Here is a 19,504-nt window from a genome sequence, read left to right as displayed (position 1 = left end):
ATGGCAGATAAATTACAACTATTAATTGAAGCTAACGAACGCGGGCTATTAAAAGGCAAGCATAAAGCCATGTATGATGAAGCACTGAACCGTGGCCTTATAAAACCAAGTAAGCCAAAAGCCGAAGGTAGCTTATCTGCAGCATTTGGCGCAGGCGTTGATAAAGTACAGGAGCTAGGCTATCGAGCGGTTAAGGGCTTTACTGACGTTGGTGTGCCAGAAGAAGAGCAAACAGACGCAATAGGCCGCACTGTAGGTCAGGGCGGTACATTATCTAAATGGGCTCAAAAAGGGATTGATCGCAATGTTGAAGAGCAGCAAGAATACGAACCAACAGTTAAGTCATATAAAGACATTGATGGTCTTGGCAGCTTGGGCAGTTACACCGGCGAGCTAGTTGCAGGTTCTTTACCTTATATGGCTGGCGCGGCTACCGGTGTTGGCGCGTTTGGTATGGCTGGCGGTTTGTCTAACGAAGCATACGAGAAACAACCAGAAGGCGAAAAAGACGAAGTTAAAGCGGTTGCGTCCGGTGCCGGCCAAATTTTACTTGAGCGATTAGGTATCAAGGTGAGTATGGGCCAACTTGGTAAAGATATTTTAAAAGATGGCGTAGTCGAAACCGCAAAACGCATGGGTAAAGGTGAGCTTGTTCAAGCTGTGCGTGATCCAAACTTTGCTAAACGTGTGCTAATGAGTGCCGGTGCAGAAGGTTTGACCGAAACAGGGCAAGAAGCATTAGCGCAATGGGGCGCAGGTAAAAGTATTGATGAATTTGAAGGTTTAGATGAGGCTTTTGTAGGTGGCGTACTGGTCGGTGGCGTGATGCGTACGGGTTCAGAGACAGCGCAAAAGGTTATGGGTTACCAACAAAAGTCAGCCGAAGCAGTTAAAGACGGCGTTGATCAGCTTGTAGAGGCAGGCGCAGCAACAGAAGAAGCAATTGAAACAGTTAAAAAGCAGCAGTTTGACTCAGCAATAAAGCAAGGCTTTAAAGAGGTTGAAGCCTCAGCGATTGTTGCCCGTACCATGAAAGAAAAGTTTGGTATTGATGATCCTGTATTTACAGCGGCGGCAGAGCCAGCGCAGCAAGCGGGACTACAAGCAGAACAAGCTCAAGCGATACCAGAAGATACGCAAACGCCAGAATTTAAAAGTGATGAAGTTGATTATGATGCACCAACAGCCGCAAGACAGGCAGGCTTTGATGAAACAGTAAAATCGGCCGGTCAGTATGGCGATATGCTTACAAGTCCCGCACAGCAATCGTTAAGGGATTTAGATGCAGGTAATAATGCGCCTACAGTAGATGAGCGAGTAAAAGCAGCCGCATTTGATAAATCGCCAACGCCAGAAGATCGTTTTAGCCCGATTAAATACCAGCATGAAGGCGAGTTGTTATCGCAGGAAGCACAGAACGCGCAAAACGTGCAAGGCATAGACAATGCACCTATAGACGGCCAAGTAGTGCCAGAGCAAGGCAAACTACCAACGACAGAGCAAACTAAAAACCGTGAAGTGCGCGAGCAAGCACAAGCTGATCTTGAGTCACAGCCTAAAGGTATTGAGCTAAAGGATATTATTTTTGGTGAAGATGGCCGACCACAGCAGCGCGCAGCAGAGCAGGTTAAGCAAGCCGGTAATGACTCGCAAAACTTATTACCACAAAAAGATATTATCTTTGCTGATAACGAAAGCGGCGTTAACGTGGCTAAAAATGGTGAAGTATTTAAAACCAAACGCGATGCGCTATTAAGCAAAGAAGCGCGAGCAGCACGCAGAGCCGGCCACAAAACAAAAGCTGTAAGTTTTGATAATGGTTTTGGCTGGAAGATTAAAGGCGATGATGGCACCAAGAAAGATTCAGAACAGGCAGCAGCGGAGCAAAGTCCCGAAACTGATATGGTTGCGCAAAATGAACAGGGCGATCAAGCGCAACCAGCCCAACAAGCAGGTGAAGCGTTATCGCTAAACGTTAGTGCGGCACCTGGTAAAGATGAAGAAGATGATAAAAACATCGCTGTTAATGATAAGGTTGACGGCGTTCAAGTTATCGACACGCCAGTAAGTGAGCTATCATTATCTAAAGATATTCCGCAATTCAAATCGGGCTCAAATTCTGACGGTGTTGTCGAACCGTTGACAGGTAAGTTTGATCCAGTGGGTATGTCACCGGTTCAAGTTTGGGTGCGTGAGAATGGTAATAAAGAAATAATCACAGGCCGTCACCGCTATGATTTAGCGAAACGTGATGGTGTTGAAAATATACCGGCGCAGTATCATTATGAGTCAGATGGCTTTACCGCAGAAGATGGTAAGCGCCTGGACGCAATATTAAACATTCGAGAAGATAAAGGGCAGGTAGAAGATTATGTTGAACTCTTTAAACAAGACGGGATCACAGAGTCAGAAGCAAAACAGTACGGATTACTCGACAGAGCAACAGGGCGAACAGCCTTCAAAATCGCAAATAGTGCGACTAATGAAACAATTGAAGCACAGAGGACAGGGCGGATCAGCGCCCAAGCAGCCGAAGCAATAGCCGAAGCTGCGCCAGGAAATGAACGTTTGCAAATATTGGGCATTAAATCAATTGCCGATGATCAGCGTTCAATTACTTTTGTCAAAAACTTAATTCATGCAGTATCAGCGTTAAATACAAATCAAGACCAAGGCGGTCAGAGTGGCGATCTGTTTGGCTTTGATGATTCAGCAATGCAAGAAGCCGAGCAAATGGCGAAGGTGGCCGCAGCTAATCAGCGCGATATTAGAAATCGTTTATCTGCTATCCGTGGAGCGGCCAATAAACCTGAAATAGCTAAAGCCGAAGGTATAAACGTCAAGAACCCTAAAGCCTTGAAAAAGCGCACAGACGAGCTAGCAAACGAAGTTAAAGCATGGGATAACTGGCACACCAACCCTGAAATGGTCCAACAAATACGCGATTCAATATCCGCACCTAAAGATGGAAAGTCCGCACTTAGTACCGCACCTATTACAGAAACTGCAGCAGAGCCAAAATCTACAGAGAAAACGAACGATCCGGAAATCCCAGATAGTTCAAATCAGCAAATTAAAAAAACAGAACCGCCTAAGAGCGGTTTTTCTTTGCCTGAATCAAAGAGGCCAGAGCAACTTAATAGCGACACGATCCCAGCGGAAAATAGTCAAGCAACAGTGAAGCAGCCATCAAATAAGACAGAACAAGCTAGCCTACAAGAAAGCATTGATGACTTTGGTGAAAAGCTAGGCGGCGCACGTAAAGATGCATGGGGTGGTTTTAGTGAGGCAGTACAAGATCAGAAAAGCACGACTGAGTTACCATTAAGCAAAGCATGGCCTGAGCCTAATTACAAAGAGCTTGTAGAAAAAGGAGCTAATGCGGAGTCAGCAGCGCTAATTGCTGCAATGAGAAGTGAAATACCATCAAAGCCACGAGTTGCTCGTAAGGTTGCAAGATGGGCTGAAAAAGTTAATACGTTAAAGTCATTTGCCGCAGACTTAATGAATGGTGATCGTAACGTAGCAAGCGTTATGCAAAGAATGCGTAATCATAGCTCAAAGCTAGCCGCTGTTGTTGACGCTATACCTTCTATTGCAAAGGCTGATATTGACACCTTAAAAAACGTTGCAGATTACCGAATTTCTTCTGGTAGTTTTTCTATATTTGGCGGTAAAACATACTCGCCTAGCAAGGTGTTTTATTTTATAGAGCGTAATGGGCGCCCCGTTTACGATGGTGCAAGTGAAACGTTAAGTGACGTACAGGCACTGCTAACTAAAGTAATCAAAGCCGAACAGACTGACAATGCTAATGCGACAAGTGGTAAGAAAAGCAAAATAAGTGTTTACCGTGATCGATACACTAAAGATATTTATTTAGGGTGGAAAGGTGCAGGTGGTGTTTTAAAAATAAAGTCATTTGATGATTTAGGTGCAGCCAGAGATCACCTTAAAAATAATCGCGAAGAAGTCGAGCAAACGCTACAGAAAATAAAAGAAACACCTAGTATGCGTAAGCCGGTTAATGCCGAACGCATAGGGCCAGAACGCTATGCTGAAAATGTAACGCCTGATACGTTTGGTGAAACGTTTGGCTTTAGAGGTGTAGAGTTTGGTAATTGGGTAGAACAAGCTAAGCGCCAAAAGAATCTAAACCAAGCTTACGATGGATTAATGGATTTAGCTGAAGCATTAGACTTACCACCAAAAGCATTAAGTTTAAACGGTAAGCTAGGGCTCGCATTTGGTGCGCGAGGTAAAGGTGGAAAAAATCCTGCAGCTGCACATTACGAGCCAAACAGCGTTGTTATTAACCTTACTAAAAAAGCCGGTGCAGGTTCTCTAGCGCACGAATGGTGGCACGCACTGGATAACTACTTTGGTAAGCAAAGGCCTAACACAGAGTTTATAACGGAGTCGCCATACACACTATCCACAGATGAAATTCGCCCTGAAATGGCAAACGCTTTTAAACATGTAAGAAATGCCATCGTGCAAAGCGGATTGCCTGAGCGCTCAAAGCAATTAGACACCAGGCGCTCTAAAGCTTATTGGGCAACGACTATCGAAATGACAGCGCGATCATTTGAAACTTACATTATAGATAAATTAAAACAGCAAGGCATAACTAACGACTACCTTGCAAATGTAGTGCTTGATGAAGCGTGGACTGCTGCGGAATCGCTAGGTTTAGAATCAAATAGTACCTATCCATACCCAAACAAAGCTGAGCAAGAAAAAATAAATCCTGCTTACCAAACCTTGTTCGACACAATTGAAAGTGAAAACACCAGTGAGGGGATACGATTATTCTCAAAATCGAAGCCCGGTAAAAAAGCTAATGGCGTAAACGCCAAGCAAGCGCAAGCGATAGCAGATGGCTTCATAACGTCACTGAAAGGCGCTAACGGCATAACTGTTAATATCCTAGAAGATACCGCCACCGCTGAAAAGCTATGGCGCATGAGCTTGGACGGAGCAACAGTTAAGGGCGCTTATAGCGAAATATCCAATACTGTTTATGTTATTGCTGAAAACATTGATAGCGAAACAGACTTAAAACAAACGCTAGCACATGAAACTATTGCTCACGGCGGTCTTGATACTGTTATTGGTAAAGAAGCTAAGCAAGAATTTATTGATCGTATTAAAAAGACCAAGGGCCGTAAAGCGTTTGAGAAATACTGGAAAGATGCGAACAACGATTATTGGGATGCAAGCGAGGACGTTAAAGCAGAGGAAATTTTTGCACGCTTTGTAGAGAGCGAACCCAGCAAAGGCGAAGTTAAGTATTGGTGGAATGCGTTAAAACGCTTTATTCGCAAGCAGCTTGATAAGCTTGGCGTTGTTTATCGTGAGGATGATGAAATAACAGCAATGCGTGAAATGCTAGAAAGTATAGTGAAGGGATTTAAAGCACAGAGGGAAACATCAAGCAATCAAGATGCTAGTTTGGCCTACAGTCAATCAGGAAAAAAATTAAGCAAAAAATCACAAGGGTTTAAAGGTGAAATAGGTAAGCCATTAAAAGCGAGCCTAGTAAGAAAGCCACTTGATTGGATAATAGATAACATAGATAGCTTTGCGCAATCTGATATTGAGTCAGTGTTAAATCAAATTGACTCTAACGGTGATTGGAAGGGCATTGACTCATTCACAGCTAAGAAAGCGTTAAAGTCGCTTACATCTGATTATTCAGCGCTTGAAATGCAAGTAAAGAAAAACGGTTTAAATGTTCGCGATGTTGAGCCAATTATTGCGGAGCTTGACGCTAAATCAAACAACTTCTTTAGCAGTGACTATTCCGAATTGTGGCCTAATATGAAAGACGAAATTCTAGGCTATCTTGAGCGTGATGGTGTAAGCGATTATGAAGCTCATCAATTATCAGGGAGTACAGAGCCATTTAAGTTTAGCCGCACCACAGACGAAGATACCCGCACAGCCAAACAAAAGCTTGGCCTTGAAGAAAAAGCAGCGAAAACTTTTTCAGATATAGCTAAAGATAAAGTTAACGAAACAGTTGATACATTAAAGAGCTCGCCGTTTTGGAACCGATTAAACGAAGGGATATTTGATGGCTTGTCCGGTATAAAAAATGCCGAGATAGCAGCCGGAGTAACTGATCCAAACAGGCAGGGTTATGTAAGTGCACGACTTGCGTCAGGCTTGGCCGATGTTCTACACGGTGTATTTAACTTTGGTGCGCCGCAATGGCGTGATGGGATAGTACAGCGCAAAGCTGGCACTAAAGGTTTGTTAGAAGTATTTGGTATGGTTGGCGATGATCTTAACAACTGGCTTGCATGGATGGGCGCGCACAGGGCTGAACAGCTAAAAGCCCAGGGCAGAGAAAACAACTTAACCGATAGTGATATTGCAGAGTTAAAAGCGCTTGCCAATGGCAAAGAACGCCTATTCGAGCAAACGCGCTTAGAATACAACAAGGTCAACTCAGCTATTCTTGATATGGCACAGGAAGCCGGATTATTAAGCGAAGCCCAGCGATCAGGGTTTGACGAAGAATACTACGTGCCATTTTTCCGTGATATGGGTGAAACAGATCCAGAAATGGACGACATAAAGCGCATGATAGTGGAGCCTCATACCCGCAAAGGTATTTCAGGGCAGTCGGCACAACTTAAAAGCTTAAAAGGTGGTACGCAATCAACTAAAGATCTACTTGAGAACATTATATCTCGACAAAGTACATTTATTGATGCGTCATTAAAGAACAAAGCAATGCAAGAGGTTGTTAATAATCTTGATGGCACTGACTATATGAAAGCTGAATCAAGCGAAGATATAGCCAGCCTAAGCCAACAGGATTTAAACAAGCTTGGTAAAGTTAAAGTGATGGTAGACGGCAAGCCACAGGCTTATGTTGTTAGCGATCCAGCGTTGCTAAGAGCTTTAATTCAAGTAAATGATGTAGGTAGTCAAAGCCTGTTTAACAGGCTTGGAAGAAGCGCTAAACGCTTTTTAACAGCAGGTATAACACTGTCACCAGATTTTATATTTAAAAACTTCGTGCGTGATGCCGCTCACGCTTGGATGATCAACAAGGATGGCTTTAAGTTTGGCAGCGATAGCATAAAAGGGCTTAAAAAAGCGTTTAAAGAAGATGAATCGTACCGTGATTTAATATTCAGCGGCGCAGCGTTTCAGGGCGGTTACATTCATGGCGCCGATCCAGAAGCAGGCGCGCAGCAAATGCGCAGAGCCCTAAGATCCAAAGGATTAACAAGCAAAGAGGTAGAGGGTTACATGGCGACTGTTGTAACCAGTGGCGCTACTTTATTAGAGAAGTACCGTGGCATTAGTGACAAAGTTGAAAATGCAAACCGATTAAGCACGTATGAAGCGGCTATTACTAACGGTAAAAGCAAGCGACAAGCTGCTTATGAAGCCAAAGATTTAATGGACTACAGCTTAAAAGGTAACTTTAAACTGATCGGCACCATGATTGATATGTTGCCATTCTTTAATGCGCGGTTGCAGGGTATGAGCAAGCTTGTTCGAGCGGCCAAAGCAAGCAATGACGATAGAGCATTGCGTGTACTAAGCGCTAACTTAGCAATGAAAGGTGTTAAAGTGGCCGCGTTTAGCATGGCGCTTGCGGCAATGAATGATGATGATGAAGATTATCAGCAGTTGCCAGATTGGGATAAGGATATGAACTGGCATATTTTCGCAGATGGGGAGCACATAAGAATACCGAAACCGTTTGAGCTAGGCATTGTTTTTGGCACGCTACCAGAGCGCCTATTCCATTACGGAACAGGAACACAAACCGATAAGGATTTAGGTAAGTCGGTTGCCAATGCGGTATTTAATACAATGGCATTAAACCCAATACCACAAATGGTATTACCTGCAGCAGAGGTTATGATAAATAAATCATTCTTCAAGGGCTCGCCAATTGAAGGTATGGCAGATCAAAACAAGCAGGCAGAGGACCGTTACAACGCTTACACAAGCGACACGGCCAAAGCAATTGCTCAGCAGTTTGGCGTATCACCTAAAAAGGTAGAGCATTTAATCAAAGGCTACACAGGTACAATTGGCGGTTACGTATTGGGCGCAAGTGATATTGTGGCTCGTCAAATTATGGGTAAGGAGTCGCCAGAAACACCGGTTAGTCGTTACCCTGTAGTCAAGGCGTTTTATCAAGGAAGTGGGCCAAAAACCAACACCAAATTTGCAAATGATTTTTATGAAGCCCTGGACGCGGCAAACCAGGCTTACGGAAGTTATAAACGTGCAATGGAGTTGGGCGACACTGCAAGGCAGCAAGAGCTTATAGAAAAAGACGGTAAAAAGTTAAAGTCTAAAGCAACGCTTGCTAAAGTTCAGCGCATGATCTCTAAATTACGAAAAATGCAAAAAGCGATAAATGATAATGACAAATTAGACGGGAAACAAAAGCGCGAAAAGCTTGACGATGTTCAGCGCAGAATTAACGCCATTTATCACAAAGCTTATGTGACTTTGAATTTAGGGGAGTGGTAGAAATAAAAAGCCCTCAATTAAGAGGGCTTTTAACAGAGTATCGGATCAATCAACCTACCATATTAAATTAGAGACAAAGATAAGTGCGCCACAGCATAAGCCAAAAAACAATGCGAAGGCTTCTTGTCTTTCACGCCATGCCGCAGAACCCATATTTAGGAACAGCAAACTAAGCAACATAACCGGCAAACCAAGAAGCCAAGTTAAATTGGTTCCAATTGATAAGCCAATGATCATCCCTAGCAGCATCGCAAATATGTGCATCTTAAAATTGCTCTTATTAATATTGCGTAAATAAGCTATATTAGGTTGATCGTTAAGTCTACGAGAAATTTATAACTTGCCCTTGAATTGTTCATCAAGCAGCACAATATTCTACACATGTTAGTTGGTCCACATTCGATGTAAAATTTGAATGAGTACCAAAGTGTGTACCAAAAGCTTAAAAGGCAACGTTATGACAGAAGAAAAAAACATTACAAAACATGAGTTTGGCACCGATGCCGGCAAGATACTAAACTTAATGATTCATTCTCTTTATTCTAATAAAGAGATATTTTTACGCGAACTAGTGTCAAACGCATCAGATGCGGCAGACAAGTTACGCTTTTTAGCATTATCTCAAGGTGACCTTTACCAAGGTGATGCTGATTTACGTGTACGTATTAGTGCAGATAAAGAAGCAAATACAATTACCATTTCAGATAATGGTATTGGTATGACGCGCGATGAAATCATTAGCTCATTAGGTACTATTGCAAAGTCGGGTACTGCTGAGTTTTTCAAAAACTTAACGGGTGATCAAAGTAAAGATTCACAATTAATTGGTCAATTTGGTGTTGGTTTTTACTCAGCATTTATTGTTGCTGATTTAGTAACTGTTCGTACACGTAAAGCCGGTGAAACAACCGCTTACGAGTGGGAATCTCAAGGTGAAGGCGAATACACACTTCAAGAAATTGAAAAAGAAGGCCGTGGTACCGACATTATTTTACATCTTCGTGATGAAGAAAAAGAATTTGCTGATGACTGGCGCCTACGTAGTATCGTTACTAAATACTCTGATCACATCTCAACGCCAGTACAAATGTTTAAAGCAGAAGTGCCAGAATCTGAAGGTGAAGACGGCGAAAAAATTCCAGCAGTACCAGGTGAGTGGGAAAGCATTAACCGTGCAACTGCATTGTGGACACGCGATAAATCAGAGCTTTCTGATGATGAATACAAAGAGTTTTACAAGCATGTAAGCCATGATTGGGAAGAGCCACTTAGCTGGGCACATAATAAGGTTGAAGGTAAAACTGAATACACTAGCCTTTTATATATTCCTAAAAAAGCACCTTTCGACTTATGGAACCGTGAACGTCAAAGTGGTTTAAAACTTTACGTACAACGTGTGTTTGTAATGGATGATGCTGAGCAATTCATGCCAAGCTACCTTCGCTTTGTAAAAGGCTTACTAGATTCAAACGATTTACCACTGAACGTATCTCGTGAAATCCTACAAGACAACAAAGTAACGCAAGCTATTCGTAAAGGGTGTACATCGCGTATTATTAAAATGCTTGAGCGTATGGCTAAAAACAAAGCTGACGATTACCAAGTATTTTGGAATGAGTTTGGTCAAGTAATGAAAGAAGGCCCAGCTGAAGATGCTGCAAATAAAGAAGCTATTTGTAAGCTACTTCGTTTTTCTTCGACACACACTGACTCAGAAACACAAGATGTGTCGCTTGAGCAATATGTTGAACGTATGAACGAAGGCCAAGACAAAATTTACTACGTAGTAGCTGATACATTCACCGCTGCGAAAAACTCACCGCATTTAGAGATTTTCCGCAAAAAAGGCATTGAAGTATTACTATTAAGTGACCGTGTTGACGAGTGGATGATGAGCCACCTAACTGAATTTGCTGATAAGCAACTACAGTCAATCACACGTGGTGACTTAGATTTAGGTAAGCTTGACGACGAAGAAACTAAAAAAGCGCAAGAAGAGTCTGAAAAAGAAATGGCTGGGCTTGTTGAACGTATTAAAACAGCACTAGGTGATGACGTTAAAGAAGTGCGCTTTACGCACCGCTTAACAGATTCTCCAGCATGTGTTGTAAGCGACGACAACGACATGAGCTCACAAATGCAAAAGCTAATGGAATCTGTTGGTCAAGCAGCCCCTGAAGCAAAACCTGTGTTTGAGCTAAACCCAGAGCATCAACTTGTGAAGCACTTAAATGACGAACAAGATGAAGATAAGTTTGCGCAGTGGTCACACGTTTTACTAGATCAAGCACTACTTGCAGAACGCGGTACACTTAAAGATCCAACAGGATTTGTTACTCGCTTAAATAAATTGATGCTTGAACTAAGTAAATAAGCAAATAGCTATTTACTCAGTTAATAAAGTATAAATTATGTACTTTAAATAAAAGGGAACGTGTGTTCCCTTTTTTAATGCCCTGTAAACACCCCAACGGCTCATCAATTAGTATAAGTTGCTTGAGTATCGGCGGCGCTTGTGGAAGAATTCAGGCTTTAAAATAAATATCCATACTAGGGGACAATAATATGCGCATTATTCTTTTGGGCGCGCCGGGTGCAGGTAAAGGTACTCAAGCTCAGTTTTTAATGGACAAATACGGTATTCCACAAATTTCTACTGGCGATATGTTACGTGCGGCAATTAAAGAAGGCACGCCACTGGGTCTAGAAGCAAAAAAAGTAATGGATGCTGGTCAACTAATTTCTGACGATATTATTATTGGTTTAGTTAAAGAGCGTATTAATAAAGCGGATTGTGAGAAAGGTTTTTTACTTGATGGCTTCCCGCGTACAATCCCGCAAGCGGATGCAATGAAAGAAAATGGCGTAGTGGTTGATCACGTTATTGAATTTGACGTGGCTGATGAAGTCATTGTTGAGCGTATGGGCGGACGTCGCGTTCATCCTGGTTCTGGTCGTGTTTACCACGTTGTTTATAATCCACCAAAAGTGGAAGGTAAAGACAACGAAACTGGCGAAGACTTAATTGTTCGCGCTGATGATACTGAAGAAACAGTACGTAAACGTTTAGGTATTTACCATGAGCAAACTATGCCATTGGTTGATTACTATCAAGCAGAAGCGGCTGCTGGTAATACTCAATACCATAAACTAGATGGTACACAAGCTGTTGAAACTGTCAGCCAACAACTTGGTGAACTTTTAGGTTAATTATAAAAGCACATTAAAAAACCGCCAATTGGCGGTTTTTTGTTTTAAGGCTATTTAGCATTGCTTAATTAGTGCTACTTAATGGACTTTACAGTGTTTTAAGTTTCTCAATTACGCTGTTGTATTCTGGTTCAGTTGAAAGGCTACTAACTAACTGTTTATAAATGACGTTATGGCTTTCATCTAAAATAAATACCGTTCGCGTTAGTAAGCCCATATCTTTAATAATCAATCCGTATTTTTGACCAAAATCACGCCAAACAGAATCTGATAACGTAGTGATTTTATCGATATTTTCAGTTTTGCAAAAACGCTTTTGAGCAAAAGGTAAATCAGCACTAATTGTTAGCATAACTACACCTGGGAATTGTGCGGCTACCTTTTCATTAAAATGCTTAGTTTGCAGGCTACAAATGCCGGTATCTAGGCTGGGTACTACACTTATTAATACAGCTTGGCCTTTGTAATCCTCAAGTGTCACTGGAATAAAGTTGTCATCAACAACTTTAAAATTTGGTGCACTATCTCCCACTGAGATACCTTGACCTAATAAAGTGACAGGTTTGCCTTGTGCGGATACTTTTCCTGCATCAAGCGTGTTTTCTGGATAGTCGGCTGCAATAGCCACAGAGCAAAATGCACTCAAAGCAAAGACAAGTGAACGTAACATAAGGTATTTCCTTTTAAATTAACGCAATGGGCGTCAGTGTATTATACTGCGCTATAGTAACCAAGTGATTAAACCTGCTAATAGAGTAGGTATAAGCTCTGCGATATAAAAATTGTAACTGGGCTAAACTTTGATTAACATGGAGTTACAAAAGATATCTTTAATAATAAAAATAAAAACCTTTATACAATGATTTTAATGCTCATGACGGGTTTAGAAACAGAGAGATAATATGTCAACATCAGTATTAATATGTGATGACTCAAAATTAGCTAGGCGTCAGTTAGCTCGTTCATTACCTGAAGATTGGGACATTAAAGTTGAATTTGCACTTGACGGCGTTGATTGTATAAAGCAAATAAAGTTAATTGAACCAGAGATACTTTTTCTCGATTTAAACATGCCAGAAATGGATGGCTATGAAGTATTAATAGCTATGAAAGAACAAGGGCTTAATATACTTACTGTTGTTGTCTCTGGTGATATACAACCAAGTGCACACCAAAGAGTGCTTGAGCTGGGTGCTATCGATTTTATTCAAAAGCCATGTTCCCCAGAAAAACTAGCCAGCATAATTGAACACCATGGAATTAAAGACAAAGCCATGCGTGAACGTTTCTCTCATTCATTAGGAGAGCAAGTTGACCCTGATGTACGTGACATATACCAAGAGCTCACTAACGTTGCTATGGGCCAAGCAGGGGATTTACTTGCACGTCTGCTTAATGTGTTTGTAAAGCTTCCAATTCCGAATGTAAATATTTTAGAAGTTAACGAACTCGATATGGCGCTGCGCTCTATTGATAATAACGCAGCTACATCGGGTGTGTGCCAGGGCTTTATTGGCGGTGGTATTTCGGGCGAGGCGCTATTACTTTTAAATGATTCAAGCTTTAAAGAAATCGCTTCATTGATGAATTATGATGGCGAGTTAAACGATAAAGTTGAACTTGAGCTGCTTATGGATATTAGTAATATTTTGATAGGCGCTATTTTAACAGGCCTTTCAAAACAGCTCGATATGTCATTTAGCCAAGGGCACCCGATTGTACTTGGTCAACACAGAGACGTATCTGAGTTGGTTAAATCGAATAAATCACGTTGGCAGCGCACCCTTGCTATAGAGATTAGTTACGGTATTGAAAACCATGATATAAATTGCGATCTCATGCTGTTATTTACTGAAGATTCACTTAAAACTTTGAAATACAAAGTTGCTTACCTATTAGAAGATTAAGTTATGGCCGCTGATTTAGAAATGAATGAGATCCATTGGTTAATGGATATGTTTAATACCGTTGATGTAGGCCTTGTGGTACTCGATAGGGATTATAAGGTGTGTGTATGGAATGGTTTTATGGAAAACCATTCAGGGCTTCTACCAAGCGCAGTAAAAGATAAAGATCTATTTGATTTATTTCCTGCAATAGACGAAAAATGGTTTAGAAGTAAATCTGAGTCGGTTTTTGTATTAAAAAACCGCTCTTTTACGATTTGGGAGCAGCAGCCATACATTTTTAGGTTTAAAAATTATCGGCCTATTACTGGTAAAGCTGATTACATGTATCAAAATGCGACATTCATCCCTCTTACCAATACGATGGGCGAAGTGAGCCACATTTGTATTATTTTGTACGATGTGACCGATGTTGCGGTAAATAAAAAAGAGCTTGAAGAGTTAAATAAAAAATTAGAACAAGTTAGTCAAACAGATAGTTTAACGCAGCTTGCAAATCGTGGGCATTGGGAAGGTACGCTACGCCAAGAGTTTTTGAGGGTTAAGCGAAGTGGTAGCTGTAGTACATTATTAATGTTTGATATTGATCACTTTAAAAAAATAAATGATGAATATGGGCATAGTTGCGGCGATGAAGCGCTCCGTCATCTATCAAACTTATTACGTACAACGCTACGCGAAACAGATATAGCTGGCCGTTACGGTGGTGAAGAGTTTGTAGTAACTTTACTTGATACTGATCAAGAGGGGGCGACTATATTTGCTGAACGTTTAAGAGTACATATAGAGTCAAATCCAGTTAAGTATAAACATTTTGAAATAAAAATGACGGTGAGCATCGGCTTTGCTGGCAATAGTAATGATTTTAAAAATCATGAGCGTTGGATAGAAGCTGCCGATAAAGCGTTATATCACTCAAAAAATACAGGCCGAAACAAGGTGACAGCCTATACAGATATAAAAAATGACGCTTAAGCGTCATTTTTTATATCTAGAATTTAGGAGTAAACAATACTGTATTTGTATAGTTTGATGAGCCAATCCAATCAGTATGGAAACCAATCAATATGAAAAGCCTTATTGTCCCTTACTATTGTGTTGTATGGCGAGAGTCATCGACTGGACACTGACCAATTATAGAGTCTTCACCAGAACTTGACTCCTGTTCTAGTTTTACTTTAAAGCCCCATAATCTGTAAAGATGCTTAAGCACTTCCTCGTGCGAGTTTGCTAAAGGAATATTGTTATGAGGTACATAGCGTAGGGTTAATGAACGGTCACCTCTAATATCAACATCATACACTTGAATGTTAGGCTCATGATTACTTAAATTGTACTGCGCTGAGAGTGCTTCTCTCACTGCCTTATAGCCGTTGTCGTTATGTATTGCGCCAATCTCTAAATGGGGATTATTAGTATGGTCAATAATAGTAAATAATTTAAAATCACGAATTAACTTAGGCGATAAAAACTGGCTAATAAAACTCTCATCCTTAAAGTTTTCCATTGCAAAATGCAGTGTATCTAGCCAGTTACTACCTGCATATTCAGGAAACCAGCGTTTATCTTCTTCAGTTGGGTGTTCACATATTCTGCGAATATCAACCATCATATTAAAGCCTAAAGCATATGGGTTAATGCCTGAATAATATTTACTGTTATAAGGTGGCTGATAAACTACGTTGGTGTGGCTTTGTAGAAACTCTAACATGAAAGAGTCGGTGAGCTTTCCCTCATCATATAAGTGATTAAGGATGGTGTAATGCCAAAAAGTTGCCCAGCCTTCGTTCATTACTTGAGTTTGTTTTTGTGGGTAAAAGTATTGCGAAATTTTACGTACAATACGTATCACTTCACGTTGCCAAGAATCGAGTAATGGGGCATTTTTTTCAATAAAATACAAAATATTTTCTTGAGGTTCAGAAGGGAAATGGCGGACTTTCTTTTTGGTTTCTTGCTGTTGCTCAGGAATAGTTCGCCATAATTCGTTTACTTGCGATTGAAGGTAGTCTTCGCGCTCTTGTTGGCGTTTTTGCTCTTCAAATAGCGATATTTGTTGTGGACGTTTGTAGCGATCGACCCCGTAATTCATTAATGCATGACATGAGTCGAGTAGGGCTTCTACTTGTGTAATACCATGCTTTTCTTCACAGCGGCTTATGTAGTTTTTAGCAAATACCAAGTAATCAATAATTGAACCTGCATCGGTCCAGGTTTTAAATAAGTAATTACCTTTAAAAAATGAGTTATGTCCGTAACACGCATGTGCCATTACAAGCGCTTGCATAGGTAGGGTGTTTTCTTCCATTAAGTACGCAATACAAGGGTCTGAATTTATCACTATTTCGTAAGCGAGACCCATTTGTCCGCGCTTATAATTTTGCTCTGTTTGAATGAACTTTTTACCGTACGACCAATGACTGTAGCCAATAGGCATACCAACACTTGAGTAAGCATCCATCATTTGCTCTGCGGTTATCACTTCAATTTGATTAGGGTAGGTGTCTAACCTATAGTGAGCTGCAACACGAGCAATTTCACCTTGGTACTCATCTAATAAATCAAAGGTCCAATCTGGGCCATCACTCAATCGTTTATCATTCATAATGTTACCTCGCTTTTGGCTATGCAGAGTTTTGCTGTTGACGACCTTTTTTAAATAGCTCCCTAAAAATTGGGTAAATATCTTCAACGCTTTGAATATGCTGTATGGCGAAATTATTATGGCTGTGTGTTATAGATTCATATTCGCGCCATAGGCTTTGATGAGCACGAGTGGTTATTTCAATATAAGCAAAATAACGTACAGCGCTTAAGAGCTTATTACGTAATATTTCACCACACTGCGGGGTGTCGTCCGCCCAGTTATCGCCATCAGAGGCTTGTGCGGCGTATACATTCCACTCATTTGCGTGATAACGCTCTTTTATTATTTCGTTCATTAATTTAAGAGCGCTCGAAACAATAGTGCCGCCAGTTTCTTGGGAGTAAAAAAACTCTTGTTCGTCAACTTCTTTAGCCTGTGTGTGGTGGCGAATATAAACAACTTCTATGTCTTTATAACTGCGCGTTAAAAATTGATAGAGCAAAATATAAAAACGCTTTGCCATGTCTTTTGTTGGCTGATCCATTGAGCCTGACACATCCATAATACAAAACATCACGGCTTTGCTGGTGGGGTGAGGGCGCTTTTCGTAATTACGAAAACGTAAATCGTAGTTATCAATAAACGGAACCGACTTAATTTGCACTTTTAATGCTGCAATTTCTTTTTGTAATAAAGCAATTGCCGCTTTATCGTTATGTGGACCAGCAAGCAACGCATCAAGTTGTTTTTCAAGCTCGACTAGTCGGCGTTTTTTACCTGCACTCATGGCAACACGCCGTGCAAGCGAGCCTTGAAGAGAGCGTACAATGTCAATATTACTTGGCATGCCGTCGCTACAAAAACCTGCGCGATGGGTTTTCATTTGCACTAACTTATCAAGCTGGTTCTCTTGTAAGTTAGGAAGTTCTAGATCTTCAAACAGTAAATCAAGGTATTCATCTTTTGATATTGAAAATACAAACTCATCTTGTCCCTCGCCCGAATCGCTGGCGTCACCTCCACCAGTACCACCGCTTTGTCCGCCTTTAGGGCGCTCAATTTTATCACCTGTAGAAAACTGATCGTTACCAGGGTGAATTTGTTCTCTATTACCGCCTTTTCCCTGATGAAATGTAGGTTCGCTGATATCGCGTTGTGGAATAGAAATACTCTCACCAGAGCTTGAATCGGTAACGCTGCGTTTGTTAATCGCATCTGAAACCGCTTCTTTAATTTGTTTTTTATAGCGCCTAATAAAGCGCTGGCGATTAAGCGTACTTTTATTTTTTCCGTTTAAACGCCTATCTATAAAATGCGCCATATTGACCTCCTAAATACTACGACTATGAAGGTTATTGCGATTTTCTAACCCGTAAATACCACTCAGAAAGCAAGCGAACTTGTTTTTGTGTATAGCCTTTTTCGACCATACGGTTCACAAAGTCTTCGTGCTTTTGCTGATCCTCTGCAGACGTTTTAGTATTAAACGAAATAACGGGTAGTAAATCTTCGGTATTAGAGAACATTTTTTTCTCAATCACCGTGCGTAGTTTTTCGTAGCTTGTCCATAGTGGGTTTTTACCGTTGTTGTGTGCACGGGCACGCAGTACAAAGTTCACTATTTCATTACGAAAATCTTTAGGATTAGAAATACCCGCTGGCTTTTCTATTTTTTCAAGTTCAGCGTTTAGCGCTGCGCGGTCAAATAGCTGTCCTGTATCGGGGTCGCGATATTCTTGGTCTTGTATCCAAAAATCTGCATAAATAACATAACGGTCAAAAATATTTTGTCCGTATTCCGAGTACGATTCTAAATAAGCGGTTTGCAGTTCTTTACCTATAAACTCGACATATTGTGGAATTAAATAGCCTTTTAAAAAGCTTAAATAACGCTCTTCTATTTCACTTGAAAATTGCTCGCGCTCTATCTGTTGCTCAAGCACATAGAACAAATGCACCGGATTTGCAGCAACCTCAGTGGTATCAAAATTAAATACTCTTGATAGTATTTTAAACGCAAAGCGGGTAGAGAGCCCTGTCATGCCTTCATCAACACCTGCGTAATCACGATACTCTTGATACGATTTTGCTTTAGGGTCGGTATCTTTTAGAGTTTCGCCATCGTATACCCGCATTTTAGAATAGATACTTGAATTTTCTGGCTCTTTTAAACGTGATAGCGTCGTGAATTGCGCCAATGTTTTAAGTGTACCCGGCGCGCATGGCGCGTTGTATAGCTCGCTGTGCTCAAGTAATTTGTCGTAAATTTTAATTTCTTCAGTTACACGTAAGCAATAAGGGACTTTTACAATATAAACACGGTCTAAAAATGCTTCGTTGTTTTTATTGTTTTTAAAGGTTTGCCACTCAGACTCATTCGAGTGAGCGAGGATCATGCCATTAAAGGGCAGGGCACTAATGCCTTCTGTGCCGTTATAGTTACCTTCTTGGGTTGCGGTAAGTAAAGGATGCAGCACTTTAATAGGCGCTTTAAACATTTCTACAAATTCCATCAGCCCTTGGTTAGCTAAACATAAAGAGCCAGAGTAGGCGTATGCATCAGGATCGTTTTGGGCAAAGTGCTCAAGCTGGCGAATATCGACCTTACCAACCAGTGCTGAAATATCTTGGTTGTTTTCATCTCCTGGTTCGGTTTTGGCAATGCCTATTTGGTTTAAAATAGAAGGGTAGCGTTTAACCACTCTAAACTGGCTAATATCACCATTGAACTCTTTTAAGCGTTTGCCAGCCCAAGGCGACATAATGGTTTTTAAGTAGCGCGGTTTAATACCGTACTCTTTGCTGAGTACGTCTGCATCTTCGATAGGATCAAACAAGGAGAGGGGGTGGTCGTTTACAGGAGACCCTTTAATTGAATAAATAGGCACTTGTTGCATTAAATATTTTAGTTTTTCAGCAATGGATGATTTACCCCCACCAACAGGTCCAAGTAAATAAAGCACTTGTTTGCATTCTTCTAGCCCCTGAGCCGCATGTTTTAAATAAGAGACTATTTGCTCAATGGCGTCTTCCATACCATAAAAATCAGCAAAGGCAGGGTAGCGCGCAACTACTCTATTTGAAAATAATCGACTTAGTCGTGCATCCGTTGCGGTATCTACCATGTGTGGTTCGCCAATTGCCATGAGTAGGCGTTCTGGTGCGCTGGCGTAGGCAGACTTATCGGTTTTACAAATCTCAAGAAATTCAGCGATACTGTATTCTTCTTCCTGTGCCGCTTCGTATCGTGCTTGGTAATGCTCAAAAATCGTCATAATAACCTCCG

General features: G+C 41.1%; 9 protein-coding genes. 5 read left to right on the top strand and 4 right to left on the bottom strand.

Going from position 1 to position 19,504, the window contains the following annotated elements:
* The 3 genes from ABX891_RS11695 to adk all read left to right on the top strand — a co-directional run bounded on the left by ABX891_RS11695 (window position 1) and on the right by adk (window position 11,724).
* Window positions 1–8,514, top strand: a complete 8,514-nt coding sequence (locus ABX891_RS11695) for an LPD38 domain-containing protein (RefSeq protein ID WP_354629557.1) — start codon at window positions 1–3, stop codon at window positions 8,512–8,514.
* A 457-nt stretch (window positions 8,515–8,971) separates the two neighbouring features.
* A complete protein-coding gene (gene htpG, locus ABX891_RS11690; RefSeq protein WP_354629556.1) occupies window positions 8,972–10,888 on the top strand; it encodes a molecular chaperone HtpG in 1,917 nt (638 codons plus the stop codon).
* Window positions 10,889–11,079: 191 nt separating this feature from the next.
* Window positions 11,080–11,724 carry an adenylate kinase gene (gene adk, locus ABX891_RS11685; RefSeq protein WP_024605322.1) on the top strand — a complete coding sequence of 215 codons (645 nt, stop codon included), beginning with the start codon at window positions 11,080–11,082 and terminating at the stop codon, window positions 11,722–11,724.
* Window positions 11,725–11,812: 88 nt separating this feature from the next.
* On the opposite strand, the gene tpx is transcribed toward adk, so the two are convergent.
* Window positions 11,813–12,394, bottom strand: a complete 582-nt coding sequence (gene tpx / locus ABX891_RS11680) for a thiol peroxidase (RefSeq protein ID WP_354629555.1) — start codon at window positions 12,392–12,394, stop codon at window positions 11,813–11,815.
* 232 nt (window positions 12,395–12,626) lie between these two features.
* Here tpx and ABX891_RS11675 point away from each other — a divergent pair, with 232 nt between their 5' ends.
* Entirely contained in the window at window positions 12,627–13,631 is a 1,005-nt protein-coding gene (locus tag ABX891_RS11675) for a response regulator (protein WP_354629554.1), read from the top strand.
* Window positions 13,632–13,634: 3 nt separating this feature from the next.
* A complete protein-coding gene (locus ABX891_RS11670; RefSeq protein WP_197098503.1) occupies window positions 13,635–14,606 on the top strand; it encodes a sensor domain-containing diguanylate cyclase in 972 nt (323 codons plus the stop codon).
* Window positions 14,607–14,721: 115 nt separating this feature from the next.
* Here ABX891_RS11670 and ABX891_RS11665 read toward each other — a convergent pair whose 3' ends face one another.
* From ABX891_RS11665 to ABX891_RS11655, 3 genes are read right to left on the bottom strand one after another with little or no spacing between them, the layout of a single operon-like run.
* Window positions 14,722–16,236, bottom strand: a complete 1,515-nt coding sequence (locus tag ABX891_RS11665; RefSeq protein WP_354629553.1) for a SpoVR family protein — start codon at window positions 16,234–16,236, stop codon at window positions 14,722–14,724.
* 19 nt (window positions 16,237–16,255) lie between these two features.
* Window positions 16,256–17,539 carry a YeaH/YhbH family protein gene (locus tag ABX891_RS11660; protein ID WP_354629552.1) on the bottom strand — a complete coding sequence of 428 codons (1,284 nt, stop codon included), beginning with the start codon at window positions 17,537–17,539 and terminating at the stop codon, window positions 16,256–16,258.
* Window positions 17,540–17,570: 31 nt separating this feature from the next.
* The gene (locus ABX891_RS11655) at window positions 17,571–19,493 is read right to left on the bottom strand and encodes a PrkA family serine protein kinase (RefSeq protein WP_007375848.1); all 1,923 of its coding nucleotides are present in this window, start codon (window positions 19,491–19,493) and stop codon (window positions 17,571–17,573) included.
* Between the last annotated feature and the right edge of the window lie 11 nt (window positions 19,494–19,504).

Source organism: Pseudoalteromonas sp. NCIMB 1079 (genome assembly GCF_040567695.1).
In the GTDB taxonomy this organism is placed as follows: Bacteria; Pseudomonadota; Gammaproteobacteria; order Enterobacterales; family Alteromonadaceae; genus Pseudoalteromonas; species Pseudoalteromonas distincta.
The sequence above is the reverse complement of the archived record's forward strand: the minus strand, read 5'-3'. Positions and strand labels throughout refer to the sequence as shown.

Bases quoted from the DNA above. Each gene is read 5' to 3' on its own strand.
- ABX891_RS11695 (WP_354629557.1), top strand. From the start codon at position 1: ATGGCAGATAAATTACAACTATTAATTGAAGCTAACGAACGCGGGCTA.
- htpG (WP_354629556.1), top strand. From the start codon at position 8,972: ATGACAGAAGAAAAAAACATTACAAAACATGAGTTTGGCACCGATGCC.
- adk (WP_024605322.1), top strand. From the start codon at position 11,080: ATGCGCATTATTCTTTTGGGCGCGCCGGGTGCAGGTAAAGGTACTCAA.
- tpx (WP_354629555.1), bottom strand. From the start codon at position 12,394: ATGTTACGTTCACTTGTCTTTGCTTTGAGTGCATTTTGCTCTGTGGCT.
- ABX891_RS11675 (WP_354629554.1), top strand. From the start codon at position 12,627: ATGTCAACATCAGTATTAATATGTGATGACTCAAAATTAGCTAGGCGT.
- ABX891_RS11670 (WP_197098503.1), top strand. From the start codon at position 13,635: ATGGCCGCTGATTTAGAAATGAATGAGATCCATTGGTTAATGGATATG.
- ABX891_RS11665 (WP_354629553.1), bottom strand. From the start codon at position 16,236: ATGAATGATAAACGATTGAGTGATGGCCCAGATTGGACCTTTGATTTA.
- ABX891_RS11660 (WP_354629552.1), bottom strand. From the start codon at position 17,539: ATGGCGCATTTTATAGATAGGCGTTTAAACGGAAAAAATAAAAGTACG.
- ABX891_RS11655 (WP_007375848.1), bottom strand. From the start codon at position 19,493: ATGACGATTTTTGAGCATTACCAAGCACGATACGAAGCGGCACAGGAA.